Source organism: Leeuwenhoekiella marinoflava DSM 3653 (genome assembly GCF_900129005.1).
Classification (GTDB): domain Bacteria; phylum Bacteroidota; class Bacteroidia; order Flavobacteriales; family Flavobacteriaceae; genus Leeuwenhoekiella; species Leeuwenhoekiella marinoflava.
On record NZ_FQUN01000012.1, the window covers coordinates 94,816 to 117,338 of the forward strand.

20 protein-coding genes are annotated in these 22,523 nt (G+C 39.6%); 18 read left to right on the forward strand and 2 right to left on the reverse strand.

The genetic code is table 11. The annotated features are described in order from the left end of the window. Positions 1–208: 208 nt before the first annotated feature. Genes BUB91_RS12105 through BUB91_RS12155 form a run of 11 tightly spaced genes read left to right on the forward strand, consistent with a single transcriptional unit; the run spans position 209 to position 12,833 of the window. Complete coding sequence (locus BUB91_RS12105) at positions 209–1,615, forward strand: hypothetical protein (protein ID WP_073099521.1); 1,407 nt, start codon at positions 209–211, stop codon at positions 1,613–1,615. Beyond that, a complete protein-coding gene (locus BUB91_RS12110; protein ID WP_083557938.1) occupies positions 1,612–2,703 on the forward strand; it encodes a glycosyltransferase family 4 protein in 1,092 nt (363 codons plus the stop codon). The genes BUB91_RS12105 and BUB91_RS12110 overlap by 4 nt, the downstream gene beginning before the upstream one ends. Then, positions 2,703–3,842 carry a glycosyltransferase family 4 protein gene (locus BUB91_RS12115; protein WP_073099522.1) on the forward strand — a complete coding sequence of 380 codons (1,140 nt, stop codon included), beginning with the start codon at positions 2,703–2,705 and terminating at the stop codon, positions 3,840–3,842. Before BUB91_RS12110 ends, BUB91_RS12115 begins: the two co-directional genes overlap by 1 nt. Then, entirely contained in the window at positions 3,839–5,380 is a 1,542-nt protein-coding gene (locus BUB91_RS12120; RefSeq protein ID WP_083557939.1) for a glycosyltransferase family 2 protein, read from the forward strand. Before BUB91_RS12115 ends, BUB91_RS12120 begins: the two co-directional genes overlap by 4 nt. After that, positions 5,377–6,369 (forward strand): glycosyltransferase family 2 protein, encoded by a 993-nt coding sequence (locus BUB91_RS12125; protein WP_073099637.1) that lies wholly within the window; start codon positions 5,377–5,379, stop codon positions 6,367–6,369. Before BUB91_RS12120 ends, BUB91_RS12125 begins: the two co-directional genes overlap by 4 nt. Beyond that, positions 6,366–6,905, forward strand: a complete 540-nt coding sequence (locus BUB91_RS12130) for a serine O-acetyltransferase (protein WP_073099524.1) — start codon at positions 6,366–6,368, stop codon at positions 6,903–6,905. Before BUB91_RS12125 ends, BUB91_RS12130 begins: the two co-directional genes overlap by 4 nt. Further along, positions 6,905–8,014 carry a glycosyltransferase family 4 protein gene (locus BUB91_RS12135; protein WP_073099525.1) on the forward strand — a complete coding sequence of 370 codons (1,110 nt, stop codon included), beginning with the start codon at positions 6,905–6,907 and terminating at the stop codon, positions 8,012–8,014. The genes BUB91_RS12130 and BUB91_RS12135 overlap by 1 nt, the downstream gene beginning before the upstream one ends. Before the next feature lies 1 nt (position 8,015). Then, complete coding sequence (locus BUB91_RS12140; protein ID WP_073099527.1) at positions 8,016–9,086, forward strand: glycosyltransferase; 1,071 nt, start codon at positions 8,016–8,018, stop codon at positions 9,084–9,086. After that, positions 9,070–10,440 (forward strand): O-antigen ligase family protein, encoded by a 1,371-nt coding sequence (locus tag BUB91_RS12145; protein WP_073099529.1) that lies wholly within the window; start codon positions 9,070–9,072, stop codon positions 10,438–10,440. The genes BUB91_RS12140 and BUB91_RS12145 overlap by 17 nt, the downstream gene beginning before the upstream one ends. Further along, positions 10,397–11,410, forward strand: a complete 1,014-nt coding sequence (locus tag BUB91_RS12150; RefSeq protein ID WP_073099531.1) for a glycosyltransferase family 4 protein — start codon at positions 10,397–10,399, stop codon at positions 11,408–11,410. The genes BUB91_RS12145 and BUB91_RS12150 overlap by 44 nt, the downstream gene beginning before the upstream one ends. A gap of 34 nt (positions 11,411–11,444) precedes the next feature. Beyond that, positions 11,445–12,833, forward strand: a complete 1,389-nt coding sequence (locus tag BUB91_RS12155) for an exopolysaccharide biosynthesis polyprenyl glycosylphosphotransferase (RefSeq protein ID WP_073099533.1) — start codon at positions 11,445–11,447, stop codon at positions 12,831–12,833. Positions 12,834–12,843: 10 nt separating this feature from the next. On the opposite strand, the gene lnt is transcribed toward BUB91_RS12155, so the two are convergent. Next, positions 12,844–14,445 (reverse strand): apolipoprotein N-acyltransferase, encoded by a 1,602-nt coding sequence (lnt, locus tag BUB91_RS12160; protein WP_073099639.1) that lies wholly within the window; start codon positions 14,443–14,445, stop codon positions 12,844–12,846. A gap of 149 nt (positions 14,446–14,594) precedes the next feature. On the opposite strand from lnt, the gene BUB91_RS12165 reads away from it, so the two are divergent. Further along, the gene (locus tag BUB91_RS12165; RefSeq protein WP_073099640.1) at positions 14,595–15,497 is read left to right on the forward strand and encodes a TIGR01777 family oxidoreductase; all 903 of its coding nucleotides are present in this window, start codon (positions 14,595–14,597) and stop codon (positions 15,495–15,497) included. 74 nt (positions 15,498–15,571) lie between these two features. Here BUB91_RS12165 and BUB91_RS12170 read toward each other — a convergent pair whose 3' ends face one another. After that, on the reverse strand, positions 15,572–16,243 hold the full coding sequence (locus BUB91_RS12170; RefSeq protein ID WP_073099641.1) for a YceI family protein: 672 nt from the start codon (positions 16,241–16,243) through the stop codon (positions 15,572–15,574). A gap of 153 nt (positions 16,244–16,396) precedes the next feature. Between BUB91_RS12170 and BUB91_RS12175 the strand changes: the two genes are divergently transcribed. From BUB91_RS12175 to BUB91_RS12200, 6 genes are all read left to right on the forward strand, one after another. Then, positions 16,397–16,972, forward strand: a complete 576-nt coding sequence (locus BUB91_RS12175) for a nucleotide exchange factor GrpE (RefSeq protein ID WP_073099642.1) — start codon at positions 16,397–16,399, stop codon at positions 16,970–16,972. Between the two features lie 41 nt (positions 16,973–17,013). Beyond that, on the forward strand, positions 17,014–18,141 hold the full coding sequence (gene dnaJ / locus BUB91_RS12180) for a molecular chaperone DnaJ (protein WP_073099535.1): 1,128 nt from the start codon (positions 17,014–17,016) through the stop codon (positions 18,139–18,141). Positions 18,142–18,458: 317 nt separating this feature from the next. Beyond that, complete coding sequence (locus tag BUB91_RS12185; protein ID WP_073099643.1) at positions 18,459–19,415, forward strand: ABC transporter ATP-binding protein; 957 nt, start codon at positions 18,459–18,461, stop codon at positions 19,413–19,415. Next, positions 19,415–20,704: an ABC transporter permease gene (locus tag BUB91_RS12190; protein ID WP_073099537.1), complete on the forward strand. Its 1,290-nt coding sequence runs from the start codon at positions 19,415–19,417 to the stop codon at positions 20,702–20,704. The genes BUB91_RS12185 and BUB91_RS12190 overlap by 1 nt, the downstream gene beginning before the upstream one ends. A gap of 1 nt (position 20,705) precedes the next feature. Further along, a complete protein-coding gene (locus tag BUB91_RS12195) occupies positions 20,706–21,629 on the forward strand; it encodes a mechanosensitive ion channel family protein (RefSeq protein ID WP_073099539.1) in 924 nt (307 codons plus the stop codon). Between the two features lie 6 nt (positions 21,630–21,635). Further along, positions 21,636–22,523 (forward strand): hypothetical protein, encoded by an 888-nt coding sequence (locus BUB91_RS12200; protein WP_073099541.1) that lies wholly within the window; start codon positions 21,636–21,638, stop codon positions 22,521–22,523.

Here is a 22,523-nt window from a genome sequence, read left to right on the forward strand (position 1 = left end):
CAGGTGTATCGAGAAGTCTTAGGAGTTAGGATGTTCGTCGTTTTCCAGGCTTCTCGATACATTTGCTTTCGGCTTTTGGCCTCAATCAAACACTCGAAGTGACATTCTCGATACCCCGGTTTCGACTTAGGGTCTCGGCCGGCACTCTAAGTGGGAGTAAATTTTTTCAAATAACTCAATAACTTAATAATCAGATTAATCTAAAACCTTGAATTTAGAATCTCGAAAGACCTTAGGAATTGTAATTACAGATGGCGTTGGCTTTCGCAATTTCGTTTTAAGTACATTTCTCGATAAAGCTGCAGCCGGTTTTGAAAAAGTTATCATTTTTTCAGGTTTGCCCTATACCGCCTTTCCCGAACTGGATGCTGCAAAATTTACTATTGTAGCCCTTCCGGTTTTTACCGAAACCAAAAAGAACTGGTTTTGGCGTAAACTGAAAGAAGTCGCACATTTGCAAAAACACAAAACCAACCCGGGAATTGCAGATAATTACGAGATGAACAAAGCCAAAAGCTGGAGTCCGCACGGCCTTTTGGTCCGTATGGTTTATGCTATTAGTTCTGTTTTTCACAGCGAAAAGGATATCCTTCGGTATGAAAAGTTGCAGGAGCAAAGCTTTGCAAATGGTGTTGTCGTCAGCCAATACGGGCAACTCCTGCAGCAGTATCAGCCTGATCTTTTGTTTTTTACACATCAGCGACCACCCTTTATTGCCACACTGGTTTTTTGGGCGAAAAAACTACAGGTTCCTACCGCCTCGTTTATTTTCAGTTGGGACAATCTTGCTTCAAAAGGGAGGATGGCTTCAACTTTTGACTACTTTTTAGTCTGGAGCGATTTGATGAAAAACGAATTGCTTCGGTTTTATCCCTATACCAATCCGCAGACGGTTTCTATAGTGGGGACTCCGCAATTTGAGCCGTATGTGCTTTCCCAATTTGATATTCCAAAAGCGGAGTTCTACAAAAGGTTTGGTCTGAATCCGGATGAAAAAATACTGTGCTACAGCTGCGCCGATGCCACGATTGGCCCTAACGATCCGCTGGTGATCGCGACTTTGGCTGAAGGCATCCGTTCCGGAGCAATCGATTTGTGCCAGCTTTTGGTGCGTACCTCACCGGCAGAAGACGAGCGGCGTTTCGCAGAAACCAAAACCAAATATCCCGAAATCAAATGGAATCATCCCAAATGGGAGCTCACCCGGGAAGGGCATCCCGAGCCCTGGTCTCAACGGGTACCTACACGCGAAGACCTGAGCATGCTTAAAGCCATTCTTAAGTTTTGCGATCTGAACGTCAATATGCTTTCAACCATGAGTCTCGACTTTATGCTGTTTGAAAAGCCGGTTGTCAATACGGCCTTTGGTAATGGCGTTAACGGACTTTACAACGATCAGCGGTTTTTGCAGTATGAGCATTATGACAATGTGGTTCAAAGTGGGGCGGTTAAAATCGCTAAAAACGCAGAAGAATTGTATACTGCCGTGAACGCGTATTTGCGTAATCCCAATCTTGATATGAAAAACCGAAAGAAGCTAATTGAGATGCAGGTGGGTAAACCCCTTGACGAAACCACTCAGGCTTGTGTACAGGCTTTAAAAAACACCTTATGAGTACCAAAAGATTAGCTGTAGTTTGTAATTACGTGCTGCGCCCGGATCGCATAGGCGGGATGGATCGTTTTTTTGTGGCTTATGATAAAGCAGCGAAAGCTAAAGGCTATGAGGTAGACTGGTTTTTTCCAGATGTTTTGGATAAAACATTTTACGAGGGTGTCACTGTTTTTTCTGCGGAAGGAAATTCGAGTGTCGAAGCTTTTTTCCTAAACTACCTTGAGGAAAATGGCAAAATGTACAGCACGCTGGTTACGCATTTTACCGAGTTGTGCACCCCCTTTTATAAAAAAGCCAAACATGCCGGAAGGATCAAAAACCTAATCGCCGTAGATCACAATCCGCGTCCCTTAAATGGTTTTCCGCTTAAAAAGCAGTTAAAAAACCGTCTAAAAGGCTATTTACACCATAAGGCTATAGACCGGTTTATTGGAGTGAGCAGTTACACGGCCCGGCATATTGTGAAAGACCTGGGCAAAGTAGTGGTCCGCAAAACCGGAGTGATTTACAACGGGATTGATACTTCAGTCTTTAAAAAACGAGCGCAACACGATCTGGATTCGCAAGGCAACGTTCATTTTGTCGTGGTTTCCCACCTGCGGGAATCTAAAGGCTTGCAGGATTTGATAGATGCCTTGGCGCTGTTGAAACCCGATTTGCAAAACAACCTCCACATCACCATTTACGGCGAAGGTCCGCTGGAAGAAGGTCTTAAACAACAGGCAAAAGACAAAGCGGTTGATCAGTTGCTGACATTCAAAGGCAGTTCTTCCGAAATCCCCACTATTTTAGCTGATTACGAGTACCTTATTCAACCTACCTATATGGAATGCTTCAGCCTTTCAATTCTTGAAAGTTTATCGGCAAATGTACCGGTGATTACCACCACAGTTGGCGGCAATCCCGAGATTATCAAAGAGGGTGAAAACGGATTTTTGTTTCGTCCAAAAGATAAAAATGCACTTGCCAATATTATTTCTGAAGTTGTAACAGGTCAGCGGGGTATAAACCGAGATACCTCATTACTTATAGAAAAAGATTATTCTTTAGACCGTATGGTCGCTGAACATATAAATTTACTGGACTGATGCACATTGCTTTTTTAACTCCCGAGTATCCCCACGCTGCGTTTAACCGAAGTGGCGGTCTGGGAACCAGTATCAAAAACCTGGCAGCAAGTCTGGTTCAGGCCGGGGAACGCGTTACGGTTTTTGTGTACAGTCAGTCGGAAGACCGAGAATTTGAAGATCAGGGAGTCCAAATTCACAGCATCGCAAAGCGGAAGTATACATTCGCAGGCTGGTATTTGCACCGCAGGTTTTTACAGTGCTACGTCAATCGGGAGATTCTGATACATAAAATAGATATACTAGAAGCGCCGGACTGGACGGGGATCACCGCTTTGATGCGCTTTAAATGTCCTCTGATCATTCGTTGTAACGGTAGCGACGGCTATTTTTGCCATTTGGAGAACCGAAAGCAAAAACCCAAGAACCGCTGGTTTGAAAAGCAAGCCCTTAAAAATGCCGATCACATTCTTGCGGTAAGTGCTTTTACAGCAAAACAGACAAAAGAAATTTTTGGACTGAATAAGGAAATACAAGTGATTCCCAATTCGATTGATGTCGATCGGTTTAAACCGGTTCAAATTCCGGAGGTTCCCAATCGTTTGCTGTATTACGGAAGTATAATCCGAAAAAAAGGTGTTTTGGAACTGGCCGAAATCTCCAATCGTATTTTTGAACAGAATCCCGAAGCACAGCTGATTCTTGCCGGGAATGATGTCAGGGACGTTTTTACAGGCAGATCTACTCAGGAGCTTTTTAGGGAACTGGTAAAACCTGAATTTCACAAACGCATCGAGTTTAAGGGATTACTGGCTTATGAGTTGGTACAGGAAGAAATTGCCAAAGCAGCTGTGGTTGTCTTGCCCAGTTTTGCAGAAGCCTTACCGATGACCTGGATTGAAGCCATGGCGATGGAAAAAGCGCTGGTTACTTCTGATATTGGTTGGGCAAACGAGGTAATGCTAGATGGTGAAACCGGATATACCGTTGATCCCAAAAATCATGGGAAATACGCCGATGCCGTTCTAAAATTACTTGATGACGAGGAATTAAGAAGTAAAATGGGAGCCCGTGCCCGTAAACAGGTTGTGGGACATTTTGCAACGGCAGTTGTGGTTAAGCAAAATCTGGAGTTTTATAAAGGTGTCGTAAAAGCTTGATTTTCTTAAAACATAACGGTAAAACGCCTGTCGCTGTCTCAAAAGACGGACATCCTCTGGAACTCGAATTTAAAAATCAAGCGGTGAGTGCCGCTTGTTTTCTTTTGGCCGAAACCTTTCCGCATGAGACTTTGGTATGGTTTCACGAAGAGGTAGAACCCAACCTGAATCTCGCATTTATTGAAAATTTTCCAAGGGAATCTGAAATGTGGAGTTATGCTGCAAATCGACCTTTGGTAATTGCTGAAGAAATGGGATTTGTAGATCAAAGTGTTTTTTTTAGAATTCAGTCTGGTGTCAAATATCCCACCTGGCTGATGAGCAGTGCTGTGGGTTTAATTAGCTGTAAAAGACTATTGCATTTTAAGCAATACATTCCCGTAGATTCAAATTTCGATTTGTTTCTCTGCATACTGGCAAAAACCGGAATATCCAAAGGCTTACGGGTGTATAGTGAGCCACGACTGATCAGGAGTTCCGAAAAAAGTACCCTTTCCTTCTCAAAAAATACGAAAACAACTTACACCGCAATTGCGACTCTTATGGGTGAAAAATGGCTGATCATGTTTGCCCTGCAGCTTTTGTGGTATCGTAAAAAGCTCAATCTGTTTCAGCTCGTGAAGTCCTTTCCGGTTAAATCTATTCCGCAAAGAGATATCCCTCACTTTGAAGTGACTCCTTCAGATCAAAACAACGTGAAGCCGAAGATCCAGTTTGATGTTATTATCCCCACGCTGGGCCGCAAAGAGGTTTTAAAACAAACCCTTACAGATCTTGCAGAACAGCTTTTGTTACCCCAAAGCCTAATCCTTATTGAGCAAAATCCGGATACAGCTTCGGTTTCAGAACTCGATTATTTACAAAGCCAAAGCTGGCCATTTGAAATCAGACATACCTTTACCCATCAAACCGGAGCCTGCAACGCGCGCAATCTGGCTTTAGATCAGGTTGAGGCAGACTGGGTTTTTCTGGCTGATGATGATTTGCGAATTCCGAGTGATTTTTTACAAAAGGCTGATGCGTTTATTCAGGCCGAAGATCCGCAGGCTTTTACAGTGAGCTGTCTTCAGGAAGGCGAAATAGAACCCGAAAAAACGGTGATTCAATGGCCGGCTTTTGGTTCGGGTTGCAGTTTTGTAAAAGCTTCGGCACTAAAAGCACTACGTTTTGATCTTGCGCTGGAACATGGTTTTGGTGAAGATGCCGATTTTGGGATGCAGTTACGTAAAACCGGTGTTGATATACTGTACAATCCATTTTTAAAACTGATTCATTTAAAGGCTGCTTCGGGCGGTTTTAGAAAACCTGTTGAAAAGCCCTGGGATACCGAAAGTCCTGCGCCCAAACCTGCACCAACGGTTTTGGCTTCCATAGTTAAACATGCAACACCTTCTCAGGTTCAGGGATATAAAACGGTGTTGTTTCTTAAATTTTACAGGCTGCAGCAGATTAAAAATCCGTTTGCCTATATTCGGTTGATGCAGAAACGATGGAAGGTAAGTTTAATTTGGGCCAAAAAACTTTTGAATACGAAATGATGTTTTCACTTATTGTCTGTACCTACCAGCGTACCGAAGCCTTAAACAGGCTTTTAGCTACAGTAGCTGTGCAAAGTCTTTATCCGGATGAAATTTTAATAATCGACGGTTCACGTGATGATAAAACTCCGGAGAGCCTTTCGCAGCAAGACCTAAAAAACCTAAGCTACTATAAAGTTGAGGATAAAGATCGCGGACTTACCCGACAGCGAAACTTTGGGATTGAAAAGCTAAATCCCAGAGCTGAAATCATCTGTTTTCTGGATGATGATGTGGTTTTAGAACCCGATTATTTTGAGGCGGTGCTTGGGGCTTTTAAATCTGATCCCGATATCGTGGGTGTAGGTGGTATGGCAACTAATGAAAACCTTTGGAAACCTTCAGATCGCAAAAGCTCAACAGATAAAGTCTATGTATTTGAAGGCTTTGAGCGCAGTGAGTCGCAGCGTTTTTATCTGCGGAATAAGCTGGGTTTGCAATCACCCGATCTCCCGGGAATTATGCCTGACTTTTCTCACGGCAGAACCTATGGCTATCCCTTAACCGGAAAAAATTACGAGGTGGATTTACTAATCGGAATGTCTATGAATTTTCGCCGCAAGGTAATTGATGCTGAAAACTTCAGTCTGTATTTTGATGGGTACGGACTTTATGAAGACGCAGATTACTGTCTGCGTGCTTTGAAATACGGGAAAAATGTGATGTGTACTGCTGCTCGTCTGCAGCATCATCACGACCCCGCTGGAAGACCCAATCTCTACAAATACGGCAAAATGGTGATCCGTAACGGCTGGTATGTGTGGCGCGTGAAATATTCTAACCCGGGGTTTATAGCTCGATTAAAATGGAATGCTACAGCCTTGCTGCTTACACTGATCCGGTTTAGTAATGTGTTGACAGCTTCTGACAAAAAGGAAGCGTTTAACGAAGCAACCGGCAGGGTAGTGGGTTGGTGGAGTTTGTTATATAATAAACCTAAAATTGAATGATAAAGTCAGATTACAGAAAATATAAACGGTATGGAGGAAACTTTATAGGGATAGTGTTTTTGACTCAGGCTTTCTGGGCAATTATTCAATTTAGAGTTGCATCATTCGTGTATAGTGAAGTTAAAATTTTTGGGGTAAGACATTTATTGTTAGGTATTTGTTTGATTTGGCAGAAACTAATTGAAGTTACTACAGGTATTTCTTTGCCTGCATCTGTAATTATAGGAAGATCCTTTTATATCGGTCATTTTGGAAATATTTTTATTCATCCTAATTGCTGTATAGGTAATAATTGTAATATTTCTCAGGGAGTTACAATAGGTGTAAGTGGTCGGGGTGTTGAGAGGGGAGTACCAACTTTGGGAGACAATGTTTACGTCGGTTGTAATTCCACAATTGTAGGTAAAATAGTAATAGGGGATAATTGTGTTATAGGGGCTAATTCATTAGTAAATAGGAGCGTTCTTGAAAATCAAACCGTTTTGGGTGTTCCCGCACAGGTGATAAGTAGTAAAAATTCTTCAGAATATATTTGATGAATATTTTAGTGATATCTTCTGCTCCAGTCTTAAAGAAAGACGGCAACTATATGGCTTATTCTCCCTACGTAATTGAAATGGATTTTTGGTTCAAGTACTTTGAAGGTGTTGTAATTCTTTGCCCTTCTCAATATGATAAGCCGCTACTGAAGACCTCTTTTAAGAGACAAGATATTCACTTAGTTTCTGTCAATCCTATTTCGATTGATAGTTTTTTAAGCGGATTAACAGCTATTGTGTATACTCCTAAAATCCTAATGACTATTTTTTTTGAAATGTTATCAGCAGATCACATCCATTTGCGTTGTCCCGGAAATATGGGTTTGCTGGGGGCATTGGTTCAAATTTTCTTTCCGCATAAATCCAAAACAGCAAAATACGCCGGAAACTGGAAACCCGGTGCAAGCCAGCCTTGGAGCTATCGTTTGCAGAAATGGATATTGAGTAATACCTATTTGACCAAAAATATGCAGGTGCTGGTTTATGGGGAATGGCCGAATCAGAAAGCCAATGTCAAAGCTTTTTTTACGGCTTCTTATAGTGAAAAAGATAAAGCCGAAATACCTAAACGCAAGTACGATTTACCCCTGCGTTTTCTTTTTGTAGGAAGCCTTTCGCCAGGCAAGCAACCGGTGTACGCCTTAGAATTGGTAGCCGAATTAATCGAACGTGGGTTTCCTTTAGAGTTACACGTCTATGGGGAAGGCCCGGAACGTGAAAAGTTGAATAAAGCTGCTAAGGAATTAAAGATGGAGCGCCAATTGTTTTTACATGGGAATCAGTCTTCAGAAGCCCTGAAAGAGGCCTACGCCAAGAGTCACTTTTTGATTTTACCCTCAAAAAGTGAGGGCTGGCCCAAAGCGGTGGCCGAGGCGATGTGGTGGGGGGTGATTCCTGTTGCTACTCCGGTTTCCTGTGTTCCCTGGATGCTGAATTCCGGAAAACGCGGTGTGCTGTTAGAAACTGATTTGGATATGGACGTAGAAAGACTGAAGGAGCACTTGCTCGATAAGAACAAGCTTAAAACAATGGCTGCCGAAGCGGCTAGCTGGTCCCGAAATTATACTTTAGAGCGTTTTGACGCTGAAATCAAAAAACTACTTTAGCGTGCGGGTTTTACAACTGATAGATAGTTTAGAAATAGGCGGAGCAGAGCGGATGGCGGTTAACTATGCGAATGCCCTCCACAAGCGAGTTGAAGTTTCCGCTCTTTGTGTCACGCGGAAGGAGGGGCAGTTAAAAACATTGATCGATCCTGAAGTACCTTATTTGTATTTAAAGCGAAAGCGACGACTGGACGTTGCAGCAGTATTACGGCTGAAGCGTTTTATTCAAAAGCATAAGATCGAAATCATTCAGGCTCACGGGAGTAGTTATTTTTTAGCTGTTTTAGTAAAGTTGATAACTCCGGGATTGAAATTGATTTGGCATGATCACTTTGGGAATAGTGAATATCTTGCAGGGCGGAAAGCGACTAGCCTAAAACTATTGAGTTCGTATTTTGACGGAATTTTTGCAGTTAATGAAAAACTCGTTTTGTGGTCAAAACAAAAGCTGAAGGTTAAAAAAACCTTCTACATTAAAAATTTTATAGCGGAAGCTTTACCCTTTGATACAGACTTTGAGATTTCCGGAGCTAAGGGAAAACGCATGGTTTGTGTGGCCAATTTAAGGCCTCAAAAAAATCATCATATGCTTTTAGATGCTTTTAAACTGGTTTTAGAACATGATGCAGGCTACACCTTACACCTTTTTGGATCTGTACCCGAAAGTCTTTATGCAAAATCTCTTGTTGAGCGTTTAGAAGAAGAGCCCTTCTCAAAAAGCGTTTTTTTTTATGGTACCTACCTAAAAATATCTGCCATTTTACCGCATTTTGATATAGGCGTTCTATCTTCAGATTCGGAAGGCTTACCTTTGGCCCTGCTCGAATACGGCCAGGCAGGAATACCGGTAATCACCACAGATGTGGGGCAGTGCAGAGCAGTACTAGGGGATTTTGGGAAGTTGGTTCCTGCTCAGAATCCTGCTGCGCTTGCTGAGGCAATTAGAGCCAGCGGTTTTATGACTGATGATAAAGCGGTAGATGTGAAAAAGTTAAAAGATAGAATTCTTTTAGAATACGGGGAACCAATTGTTATTCAGAAAGTTATTTCAAAGTATGCTGAAATTATTTAAGAATCATAACAAACGTTACTTGCAATTTATCGCACTTCATATTGCGATAGGTTTTGCTATTTATTTGTTCCGGTTTTTAGGTCTGTTCTATTTTTTGGGTTCTATAGTATTCTTCACACTTTGGATATTTCAATCCGGGAACAAACAAAATCAGGCTTTATATGCTGCAGCATATATGACCTCAGGGGAGGTTTTTTTTAGGATGACCGGAGGAAGTTTGATTCCTTGGGAAGCCGGTAAGTATTCAGTTATTTGTTTTATTTTATTGGGATTGTTTTTCAGCGGGACATCGCGCAGATCAGCACCGTATTGGTTGTATTTACTGTTGCTGATTCCCGGAGTACTTTATGCTGCTGAGACGCTTAATTTTGATACCAATGTGCGTAAAGCAGTAATATTTAATTTAAGCGGCCCGTTTTGTTTAGGTATAGCGGCACTGTATTGTTTTGATCGTCGTATAACGCGTCAACAAATCCATAATATAGTTTGGTGTTTATTAATGCCTGTGATTGCCATGGGAATTTATCTCTTCTTTTTTACTCCAGACACGCGAGACGTTCTCAACGGGACGCAATCTAATTTTGCCCTATCCGGAGGTTATGGCCCCAATCAAGTGGCTACTGCCCTTGGTATAGGAATGTTTTCGCTAGTAGTGCAGATTTTTGTCAATGGAAAGAATAAACTGATCTTTTCTATAAATATCGGCTTGCTGATGTTTTTAGCCTATCGAGGTATAGTTACATTCTCGAGAGGAGGAGTTTTTACTGCAGCATTAATCAGTATAGCTTTTATCGTAATCTATTTTCAAGGGGTTTCTTCTAAAAAAAGAAATTCCATTTCATTTTATATGGTGATTTTGGGAAGTGCGCTAGCTATCACGTGGTTGATTACTTCGGTTCGAACAATGGGGCTTATCGATTTACGTTATGCTAATAAAGATGCTGCAGGACGTATCAAAGAAGATCTCTCTACAGGAAGACAAGAGTTGATTACTTCTGAGCTTACATTTTTCATGAATAATCCTGTAATGGGAATCGGTGTTGGCAAAACGCGAGAATATCGGGAAGAAAAACTTGATATTTTAGCTGCCTCGCATAATGAAATCAGCAGATTGCTTTCTGAACACGGAGTTTTCGGATTAATAGCTTTATTGATATTATTTTGTACACCGCTGTTTTATAGAATTGGAAACCGAAAAAACTACCTGTTTTACTCCTTTTTTGGGTTTTGGTTTCTTACTATTAACCACTCGTCTATGCGTGTGGCGGCACCGGCATTTATTTATGCTTTGGCTTTATTGAATGTAGTTGATGAAAAAAACGATACTCTACCTCGGAAACAAATTAGCCAGTAAAGGGTTTACACCAACGGGTATAGATACTTTAGGTCCCCAATTAGAAAGTTTGGGTTTTGCTGTTTTTTATGCAAGTTCTAAGCGGTCGAAACCAGTTCGTTTACTAGATATGATATGGCTCATTTTTCGATATCGAGAGCAAGCTGATTATGTGCTTATAGATACTTACAGTACTCAGAATTTCTGGTTTGCTTATGTTGCAGCTCGAATCTGCAAAAGGTTTCGGTTAAATTATATTCCCATTCTACACGGTGGAAATTTACCGCAACGCTTAAAAGGAAGTCAAAAAGCTTCATATTTTTTATTTAAGAATGCGTGTCAACTAGTAGCTCCTTCAGCATATTTGGCAAATCATTTTAAGAATGCAGGCTATTCCAATGTTGAGATTATTGCAAACGCGTTAGAACTCAATAGTTATCCATTTAAATTCCGTGAGGAACTTCAGCCTAAATTATTGTGGGTGCGTTCGTTTGCTGCTATTTATAACCCGATGCTGGCTCTTGAAGTTTTAGAAAGATTGCTTGATGAATATCCTAATGCTCAGCTTTGTATGGTGGGGCCTGATAAAGATGGCAGTCTAGAAGCTTGTAAAATGTATGCGCTTTCAAAACATTTACCGGTTGTATTTACCGGAAAACTGGAGAAAAGTGAGTGGCTGAATCTTGCTGCAGATTATGATATTTTTATAAACACCACCCATATCGATAACACACCGGTAAGCGTTTTAGAGGCGATGGCTTTAGGGCTACCGATAGTTAGTACAGCAGTAGGTGGAGTTCCTTATATTTTAAAAAATGAAGAAACCGGTTTATTAGTCGTCGATGAAGATTGTGACGGATTTGTAAAAGCCATAGGGCGTTTACTTACAGATAAAAGTTTCGTTCAAAATATAACTCAAAACGCTCAAGATCATATTAAGCAATACGACTGGAACGCTGTTAAGAAACAGTGGTCTAATATTTTGTCTTAAAATGCGTTATATTTAAATGCCCAAACAGGCCTACATGTCTTGGATACCCAATATTCATTTTGAAATCTCAGAGCGCAAAATCCTGCTGCGTATATTTGATCTTGTTTTTATCTTTCTGATGATTGCATTGGTTTATAATGGTTTTGATTTTGAGTATTTAAAATTTAAACCCAATAGCTGGAAGTGGGTGTTTATCTTAATAGTGTACTACACGCTTTTTGCTGCAATATTTGAGATGTATGATCTGCAGAAAGCAGCTTCATTTCAGACTACACTTAAGAATGTCTTGCTAACGGTTTCTATGACCGTTTTGTTTTTTGTGCTAACTCCGTTTTTTACTCCGGTGCTACCTGAGAACCGCTTACAAATCTTATTTTTCTTTGGTTCTTTAGTCCTTGGATTATTGTTGTGGCGCTATACCTACATCAACCTTATTTCTGCTCCTCGATTCAATAAGCGAATACTCGTTGTAGGGAATAGTTTTGATATCAATTTAATAGCAGAAAATCTTCACGTTGCTGATCCTAACTACCGGGTTATAGGCTTTGTAAATACCGATAATATCAAGCCAGATTCTTTTGATCGTAGATTGATGGCTATTGAAGTTGCTGATTTATTAAATGCTATAAAGCGTTATTCTGTTTCTGAAATTGTGGTAGCGAGTCCTTCAAAAGGAGTAGGAGTAGATTTATATAATAAATTGATTATTCTCTTAGAACAAGGTTTTCCTATTCGGGAATACACTCAGGTTTATGAAGAAATTACTCATCGGGTTCCGGTACAGCATGTAGAACGAGATTTTTATAAATATTTCCCATTTAGCCGAAGTAATAAGAATCGGTTTTACTTATTTGTCAGTAGTTTTTTTAATGTGATTTTTGCGGCATTAGTGTTGCTTTTGACACTTGCTTTACTCCCTTTAATCCTTTTAGGAAATCTTATAGCAAATAGAGGACCTCTGTTCTATACGCAGGTACGCGTTGGTCAAAATGGAAGAGCGTTTAAGATGATAAAGTTTAGAACAATGGTGGTAGATGCAGAATCTGGTGGGGTTCAGTGGGCTCAGAAAAAGGATACGCGTATAACTCCTTTTGGCAAACTTTTACGCAATACGCGTATTGATGAGATCCCGCAATGTATTAATATTTTAAAAGGAGAAATGAGTCTTATAGGTCCTCGCCCTGAGCGCCCTGTTTTTGTAAAAGAACTTTCAGAGAAAATACCTTTTTATGAAATACGGCACGTTGTGAAGCCTGGTTTAACGGGGTGGGCGCAAGTACGCGGGCGTTATGCCGAATCTGTAGATGATACGCTAGAAAAATTACAATACGATTTGTTCTACATCAAGCACCGTAATATGTTTCTCGATCTCAATATTTTACTAAAAACGATAAGCACGGTCATTTACTATCGCGGGCAGTAGTTGGTTATACTTATTTTCTCCTTCGGAAGCATGAGAAAATCAGAAGTCCAAATACTGGAATAAAAGCCAGTTTAGCAAGGTAATCTCCATGCTTACTGTAAAAGGTAAGCTCCTTGTTTTTATTCACACTTCCTTTTAAGCTTCCGCGTAAACCGTAACCCAATTCCTTCTCAATTTCTCCTTTTTGATTAATTATTGCAGAAATACCCGTGTTTGCACTACGGGCAATACTTCTTCGGTTTTCTATAGCCCGCAGTCGTGCATAGTTGAGGTGTTGTTTGTGTCCTTGTGTATCTCCCCACCACGCATCATTGGTTATGATGGCTAAAAATTCTGCTCCAGCTTTTACATAATCGGTTACAAAATCCCCATAAACCGATTCGTAACAAATAATAGGAGCTACTTTACTTCCATCAATTCCTGCAAAAGCTACTCTGTTTTCTTGAGTGGTTTTCATCGAAACAGTTCCACCTAAATCAAGCATAACATCGCCTAACAGCGGTTTTAAAATACTTTGATACGGAAAATTTTCAACCCCAACGACTAATTTACTTTTGTGGTAAATCTGTGTGCTATCTGATTTGTTCAATAGAAAAGCAGAGTTGAAAAAATCTGCCCAAAGGGGATTTCCAATTCGATCTTTACCTACATAATTTGTTGCAGGTAAAACATCATCTTCATTTGTGTACAATCTGTAAAATTGAATCCCTGCCAGGTAATTTAAATTGGGGTAAGCGCTTAGAAAATCTTCAGCTTTCTCTTTCTCTCTGCTGTACTCAAAATTCCGAATATCCACACCGGCACCTTCTGCCAATACGGTTTCGGGAGCGATTAAAAAATCGGTTGAATCGGTTAAACTTTTTGAAGCTTCTTCAAAAAGTAAGTCTGCAATACGCTCGTTAGTAGTATTGTATTTTTCGGTATAGGGGTCTATATTCGGTTGTAGCAAGACAACTTCAACAGGATCTTCAGTCTCTTTATAGTTGTGATAAATAAGTTGGCTAACACCAATAGGAATAAGAATCACTCCTGCAGCAATCGCTAATTTTATAAAAAGAGCTCTTTGATTTTTTATTTCTGCGAACGCTAAAACTCCTTTAAAAATTAAAGCGTTAACACTCCAAACCCATAGTGTTCCACCAAAAGCTCCTGTGTATTCATACCATTGAATCCAGCCGGTATAGGTAGCAAAAGCATTACCCAAGTTGAGCCACGGCCATGCAAACTCCCAGTTGAGATGCATAAACTCAAAAAGTATCCACAGTGAAATGAGAAAGACCAGACTTAAGTTTATAGAAAGTCGCTTGCTTACTTTTCTATAGAGCATCCATACAAAAGTCATCAAAAGTGAGTTGGCTAAAACGGCAAACCACATCCCAAATCCTGTTGAATTATAAAGCCACCAGGTGGTACTAATATTGAATATAAAAAATGCTATATAAGCAAAGCTGAAGAGTTTTAAGCCTGATTTTTTAGCTGGTTTTGCAATACTTTTATGCGTAACCCATAGTAACGGAACAAACCCGAAAAAAAGTAATAACGGAAAACCATAAGTAGGCCATGCGATAGCCAATAAAAGTCCGGTAGTGATTGCTAAAAGCAGCTTTTTCATAAATATATAACCTAATAGGAACCGCAAGTTAGTATAAGCATCTTTAAGTGTAAAGTACAATATTGTTTTATAGATTAAAGCATTGTTAAACCTGTACCAAATAGTCCCTCACTAAGTACTTAGTGACTAACTTAGGGCAAAAAGAAGCGATGCGAATTTTAATTACAGGAGCTACAGGTCTGGTAGGACAAGAGTTGTGTAAACAACTGTTAGATGCCGGGATTGCGGTAAATTATTTAACAACGAGTCCGGAGAAGATTGAGACTAAAACCAACTATCAAGGTTTTGTATGGAATGCCAAAACCGGAGAGATTGATACGGCTTGCTTAGAAGGTGTGACCAGCATTGTTCATCTGGCAGGAGCAAGTATCGCAGAGCGCTGGACGGATAGTTACAAGAAAACTATTTTAGAAAGTCGGACAAAGACGGCAGACCTTCTTTTTAAAACCTTAAAAAATACACCTAATGAGGTGAAGCAATTTGTTTCAGCAAGTGCGATAGGTGCATATCCTTCTTCAAAAACCACTATTTATACCGAAAGTTTTGAAACCTATAATCCAGGTTTTTTAGGAACTGTTGTTGAGGCTTGGGAGCAAGCGGCAGATCAGTTTGAGGCACTGGGGTTGAAAGTTGCTAAAGTGCGAGTAGGTGTTGTTTTGGCCAAAAACGGAGGTGCTTTAGAAAAGCTTTTACAGCCCATAAGGGCTTATGTTGGTGCTCCCTTAGGTGACGGTAAACAATGGCAGTCCTGGGTTCATTTAGAAGATTTGGCCGGAATATTCAAGACTGTTATTATACAAAATCTAGACGGCGTTTACAATGCAGTCGCTCCAAACCCGGTAACGAATAAAACCTTAACTAAAGCGTCCGCTGCATTATTAGGAAAGCCTTTGATCTTGCCTAATGTTCCGGGATTTGCATTGAAGCTTTTATTAGGAGAGATGGCTGCCGTGGTTTTAGAAAGCCAGAAAGTGAGTTCAGAAAAAACAGAAACGATCTACAGTTTTAAATACAGGCAATTGCATAATGCTTTAGCAGATCTGCTTGAATAACCAAAGTCAAAAAAGAGTTTGCATAAAGAAACCGGCTCAAGGCCGGTTTTGTAATTCAATATTATTGAATGAGATTACATTTGTTGGTTCGCAACAATTGTAAATTCTAATTCGATTTCATCGTTGATGAATTTATCACCTAAGTTGTCAAATACAGATTTAGATCCGTAGTTTACATTCCAATCCGTACGGTCAATTGTAAATGGCTCAGATTTTAACGTTAATGTGTTACCAGCAACTTCATACGTTACAGGAAACTCGATGTTTTTCTTAGTTTCCTTAAGGGTAAGGTTACCAGCCATCATTTTTTTACCATCTTTTTCAGTTACTCCAGTAATTTCAAAAGCAGCAGTAGGATATTTATTTACGTTAAAGAAATCCCCTTCTTTACCTTCAACAGTTCCTTTAAGGTGGTCTTCAAGGCTTGCTTTTTGATCTCCTTCAAGATCTGTAACAACAATAGAAGTCATGTCAATTAAAAAGCTTCCGCTTATCATTTCGTCCTCAAGACGCACAACTCCAGATTCTAGACCTAAGGTACCAGTGTGAGTTCCGGTTGGTTTTGCACCTTCCCAGCTAATTTCTGATGCTTCTTTGTCAAGCATAAATTTTGAAGCTTCAGTAGTTACTTCAGCAACAGTTTCTGCATCTGCAGCTTCAGTTTCGTTTTTAGCTTCATTTTTACAAGATACTGTAGCTGTAAGTAGCGCAGCCATAGTAAATAAGGTTAAAAATTTAAATTTCATTGTAATTGCTTTTTTAGTGTTAATTGAGAGTTCAAAAATAGAAGAAACATTGAGATTTGCTCTTAAATAAACCATAAATTATATTGGTGACATTTTGACATTTTTACAACAATGGCAGTACTTTTGCCAATTGCAAAGCAAATAAGATATACCATGAGTTCAGAAAATAAAGAAGAGATCCTTCACGAGAACGAAGAAAATAAAGCACAAGATATGCAACAGGTTGGTGCAGAGGTTAATAATGAAGCTGCTGCAGCTGTTGAGATTGAAGATGACGAAGATGAGTTGGCTAAATACAAAGCTGACTTAGAAAAGGAAAAAGATAAATTCTTACGTCTTTTTGCTGAATTTGAAAACTATAAGCGTCGCACAAGCAAAGAGCGCGTAGAGTTATTTAAGACCGCAGGTCAAGAAGTTATGCAGGCTATGTTGCCGGTTTTAGACGATTTTGACAGAGCGATGACAGAAATTCAAAAAGCAAAAGACAAAAACCTGCAGAAAGGGGTAGAGCTTATCAGCAATAAGCTGAGAGAGACGCTTAAGGCTAAGGGCTTAAAGCAGATGGAAGTGAAAACTGGCGATGCTTTTGATGCAGATTTACACGAAGCGATCACGCAGATTCCGGCTCCAAAGGATAGCTTGAAAGGTAAAATCGTTGATGTAATTGAAAGCGGTTATCAATTGGGAGAAAAAATCATTCGCTATCCAAAGGTTGTAGTTGGGCAGTAAGAAGTAAGAGATAGTACTAATAAATTGAAGCAGAGACAGGGATGAAAGAAGATTATTATGACATACTAGGCATAAGCAAAAATGCTACAGCTGCAGAGATAAAAAAAGCATACAGAAAGAAGGCGATTAAGTACCACCCAGATAAAAATCCGGGGGATACTGAAGCAGAGGAGCTGTTTAAGAAAGCTGCAGAAGCATATGAAGTGCTGGGTGATGAAAATAAACGTGCGCGTTACGACCAGTATGGTCATCAAGCCTTTGAAGGCGGTGGCTTTGGCGGCGGTGGCGGCATGAATATGGACGACATCTTTAGTCAGTTTGGTGATATTTTCGGTAGCGCCTTTGGTGGCGGTGGCGGCGGGTTTGGCGGATTCGGTGGTGGCTTTGGCGGCCAGCGAAGAACTAAAGGAAGCAACTTACGTATACGCGTAAAACTTACTTTAGAAGAGATCGCAAACGGTGCGGAGAAGAAGATCAAAGTAAAGCGTAAAAAACAAGCAAGTGGTACAACATATAAAACGTGTACAACTTGTGGCGGTAGCGGTCAGGTTACCCGTGTAACCAATACAATTCTTGGCAGAATGCAAACAGCTTCACCTTGTACAAGTTGTGGCGGTAGCGGTCAGATTATAGAATCTAAAGCTGCAGATGCTGATGCACAAGGAATGAAGACCGAAGAAGAAACGGTTTCTATCAAAATACCGGCTGGTGTTGTAGACGGGATGCAGTTAAAAGTTACCGGAAAAGGTAATGAGGCACCCGGGAACAATGGTATAGCAGGTGATTTACTCGTTGTAATTGAGGAAGCTTCGCACGATACCTTAAGTCGTGAAGGAGATAATTTACACTACGATTTGTATATAAGTATTCCTGAAGCTGTTTTGGGTACCAGTAAAGAGATTGATACCGTTACCGGCAAGGTGCGTATCAAGATCGAAGAAGGTGCGCAAAGCGGTAAAATATTACGCTTACGCGGAAAAGGTATCCCTTCAATTAACGGGTATGGCAGAGGAGATTTACTGGTACACGTGAATGTGTGGACCCCTAAAAACTTGAATAAAGAGCAAAAGGCGTTCTTTGAAAATATGCTGGATGATGAGCATTTTTCGCCTCAGCCACAACAAGAGGATAAGTCTTTCTTTGAGAAAGTTAAAGATATGTTTTCTTAGATTTTAAGATGATATTAAGAAAAATGTGTATATTTGAATATCACTAATCACTAGTTAGTGATATTTTTCTTTTTCATAGCAATTTTTTTCCCATCCTTGATGCAAATTAAGGGTGGGTTTTTGTTTTTAAGACCCTAACAGTTCTTTTGGTACTAAATAATTCTTAACAGGCCTTTAGGCTGTAAGCTTTTCAATATATTTAGCTTTTATTTTTATTGGCACCGCCAAAGGGTTTAATACCCCCGAAGCTTGCCTCGAAATAGAAAATTTGTTTCATTATAATGCCTTGTGGGCTTGCCCTAGGTAATTTACTTTCTATGACAGACCTTTTAGTCGCTGACCATATTCATAAAAAATACGGGGATTATACCGCACTTAATGATCTTTCTATCGCTGTCCCTAAGGGTAGTATTTTTGGATTATTAGGTCCTAACGGAGCTGGTAAAACCACCTTGATTCGCATTATAAATCAGATAACCATGCCAGATACCGGTACGGTTTTTTTAGATGGAGAACCTCTTGATCAAAAGCATATCATCAATATTGGATATATGCCTGAAGAACGTGGACTGTACAAGTCTATGAAAGTGGGGGAGCAGGTTATTTATCTCGCGAGACTTAAAGGACTCACAAAAGCTGAAGCAAAAGAGCGCAGTACCTATTGGTTTGAACGTTTGGGGATGATGAGCTGGTGGAATAAAAAAATACAGGAATTGTCTAAAGGTCAGGCACAAAAAGTACAGTTTATTGTTACGGTGCTTCATAAGCCGAAGCTTTTGATTTTTGATGAACCCTTCAGTGGTTTTGACCCGATTAACGCTTCGTTGATTAAAGACGAAATTCTCAAATTACGCGATGATGGCGCAACCATTCTTTTTTCGACCCACAGAATGGAATCTGTTGAGCAAATGTGTGATCATATCGCCTTGATGCATAAAAGCAACAAAATATTAGATGGTCGTCTTGTAGATATCAAACGGGCTTATCGGACCAATACTTTTGAAATAGGCTTGGAGACCGCAGATGATAGTTTATCAAGTTTACAGCTTTTACAGACTGATGTCTTCAATTCAATTCCTTCTACTTGGGAGCTGCATGAAGCTCATTTTAAAACTATTAATGAAAACGATCTTAAAATAGAAGTTAAGATTCCTGAAGATTTAAAGCCTAACGAGTTGCTGAACTTTCTAGCATCAAAAGGTACTATAAACCACTTTGTTGAAGTGGTACCCACGGTAAACGATATTTTTATTCAAACCATAAACGCAAATTAATGGGAGCTTTAGGGTTAATAATCAGAAGAGAATATAAAGCGCGGGTGAGTAATCGCTCATTTATCATCATGACTTTTTTGAGTCCGTTGATTGTAGTAGGTATGATCATGCTTATTACGTATTTAACGCAACTCAACCAAGCCGGAAAGCAGACGATTGTTGTGGTTGATGAAAGCGGCATGTTTTATAAAGAATTTGAAAACACAGAGAATATAGACTATCTCGATTTGTCTCCGGCCGGACTCGAAGTGGCTAAGGCAGAAGTTGAAGACAATAGCTATTTTGGACTGCTCTATATTCCTAAAAACATCAAGAAAAATACTTCCGGAGTAGTTTTCTTCGGAAACGAAGCTCCGGGGATTTCTACTTTAGAAAGCATAGAAGAGCAAATTCAGACTAAAATCACCAACGAAAAGTTACTCGATCGCGGTGTTGATCTGGATTTAATTGATGAATCAAAAACACTGGTATCGATAAATATAGAAGATTTTCAAGGAGAACGAACTTCAAAAATATCAAGTTGGATCAAAGCCGGTTTTGGTGGCGGAGCCGGATATTTGCTGATGATGTTTATCATCATCTACGGGAATATGGTTATGCGTTCGGTGATCGAAGAAAAGACAAATCGAATTATTGAAGTGATTATTTCATCGGTTAAGCCTTTTAAACTCATGATGGGTAAAATTATGGGGACCACGCTTGCGGGTATCACTCAGTTTATGATTTGGTTGATTATTGGTGGAGGTTTGCTAACCTTTTTAACGCTTTATCTAGGTTTAGACGCAACTGCTCCCAGCACACCTGTGGGTAATATGGCCACTACAGATCTCGATAAAATTGAACTAATTGTTCTTGATATTCTCAATTTACCATTACTTAAACTTGCCGGATTCTTTCTGATCTATTTCATTGGAGGTTATTTTTTATACAGTTCAATTTATGCGGCAATAGGTGCTGCTGTTGATAGTGAGACCGATACACAGCAGTTTATGCTGCCTATTATTATGCCACTTATGTTGGCCATTTATGTAGGTTTTTTTGCAGTAATAGAGAATCCAGACGGTTCTGTAGCAACCCTATTTTCAATGATACCCTTAACTTCTCCTATAGTGATGCTGATGCGTATTCCTTTTGGGGTGGTGTGGTGGCAATTGGCTTTATCGGTAAGTATACTGGTAGCGAGCTTTATTTTTACCGTTTGGTTTGGCTCAAAAATATATCGGGTAGGGATTTTAATGTATGGTAAAAAACCTACGTATAAAGAAATTCTAAAGTGGATTAAGTACTAAAATGATTCAAGACGAAGTAAAAGAAACCGTAAAGGATGGCGCCGAAAAGGTAAAGGACGTCATCGAAGAAAACATATGGGGTACTATAGTAGATTTCCTGGAACTCGGTATTCATTTTAAAACAGGAGGAACACCTATAGATTTTACAGTAGGTCATTTCTTGTTAGTGATTTTTTCTTTTGTTGTTGCAACGGTTGCTCTTAGGCTGATTCGAAGCTTGATCACCCGTAAGATGGATTTAGAAAATGAGCTCAAGTTTAAGAGTATTTTCAAATTCATACGGTATATTGTTTATGTCATTGTTATCGTTATAACCTTGAGTGCATCGGGTATTGATGTTACGGTTTTACTCACCGCTTCAGCAGCATTATTCGTAGGTCTTGGTTTGGCGTTACAAGATCTTTTTACTGATATCATAGGCGGGATTTTTATAATGATCGATAAATCTTTGTCGGTAGGAGATGTAGTTGAAATTGATGGTAAAGTTGGTCGCATCTTTGAGATTAAGTTGCGCACTACAAGAGCTCTTACTCGTGATGATAAAGTGATTATTGTTCCTAACCATCATTTTATAAGTGACATTGTTTACAACTATACACAAAATCATCGTACAACTCGAGAGACGGTAAAAGTTGGTGTAGCTTACGGAAGCGATACTAATTTGGTTCGTAAGATTTTACTAGACTGTGCCGGGCAACAAAATGGTGTTCTTAAAACTCCTAAACCTACGGTGCTTTTTGAAGATTTTGGAGATTCAGCTTTGATGTTTGGTTTGTTTTTCTTTATTAACGATAGTTTTTCTGACCCTAGAATAAAGAGTGAGATTCGTTTTCGTATTGATGAAGAATTTAGAAAAAACAAGATTACGATTCCGTTTCCGCAGCGCGATGTACATTTCTACCGTACCAACTCATCAGATTCTTAAAATTATATGATAAACAAACTCATTTTCAGTATTACCGTGCTTTTTGCATTAACTGCTCAAGCACAATCTACAGACATCGCTCGGGTAGAGTATATGCGTATACCTTTTAGTAATTCTGATAATTCAGTTGGACGTTTTAGAGCATTGTTGCAAGTTCCTATTCCGTTAGATAAAGAATTGAATAAGATATTAGTAGCCGGTTTTGAATATCGAAATGTAAATGTTGATATAAAAGATGCAGTGCCAGCAGGATTCAATATTCAAGATGTGAGTTCGTTGCATAGAATATCTGCTTATGCAGGTTACGTCTGGAAATTTAAAGAGAACTGGCGTTTTGGGGTGAAGGCTGGTGTGCGTATAAATTCAAATCTAGCCGGAAGTTTGGTTGCAGATGACTGGATCTATACAGCTTCGGTGTATGCGATAAATGATATGAAAGATGCTTCGACGACAAAGCCTTATCGCTGGATCTTTGGTCTGGATTATTCAACTACTCCGGGACGTAATTTTCCACTTCCATTGATTAATTATTATCGCGAATTTCATCCCAACTGGACCTATACGCTTGGTGTTCCTAAAACGAATGTTCGTCATTACTTAAACGGTAACCATAAAGATGCTTTGCAGGCTTTTGTTACGCTCGACAACTTTTTTGCTAACATTCAGAATAATATGAGCATAGATGGTCGTTCCGCAGAAAACATTTCGATGACAATTATTCTGGGCGGTTTAGGATATGAACACTTTTTCACTAAGCATTTGTTATATTATGCATACGCAACACATTCAATAAGCAATGATTTTAGATTGCGCAATAATGACCGGGACGATATTTACACGATAAATAGTGACAATACGTTTTATTTTAGAACCGGTGTAAAATTTAAATTTTAG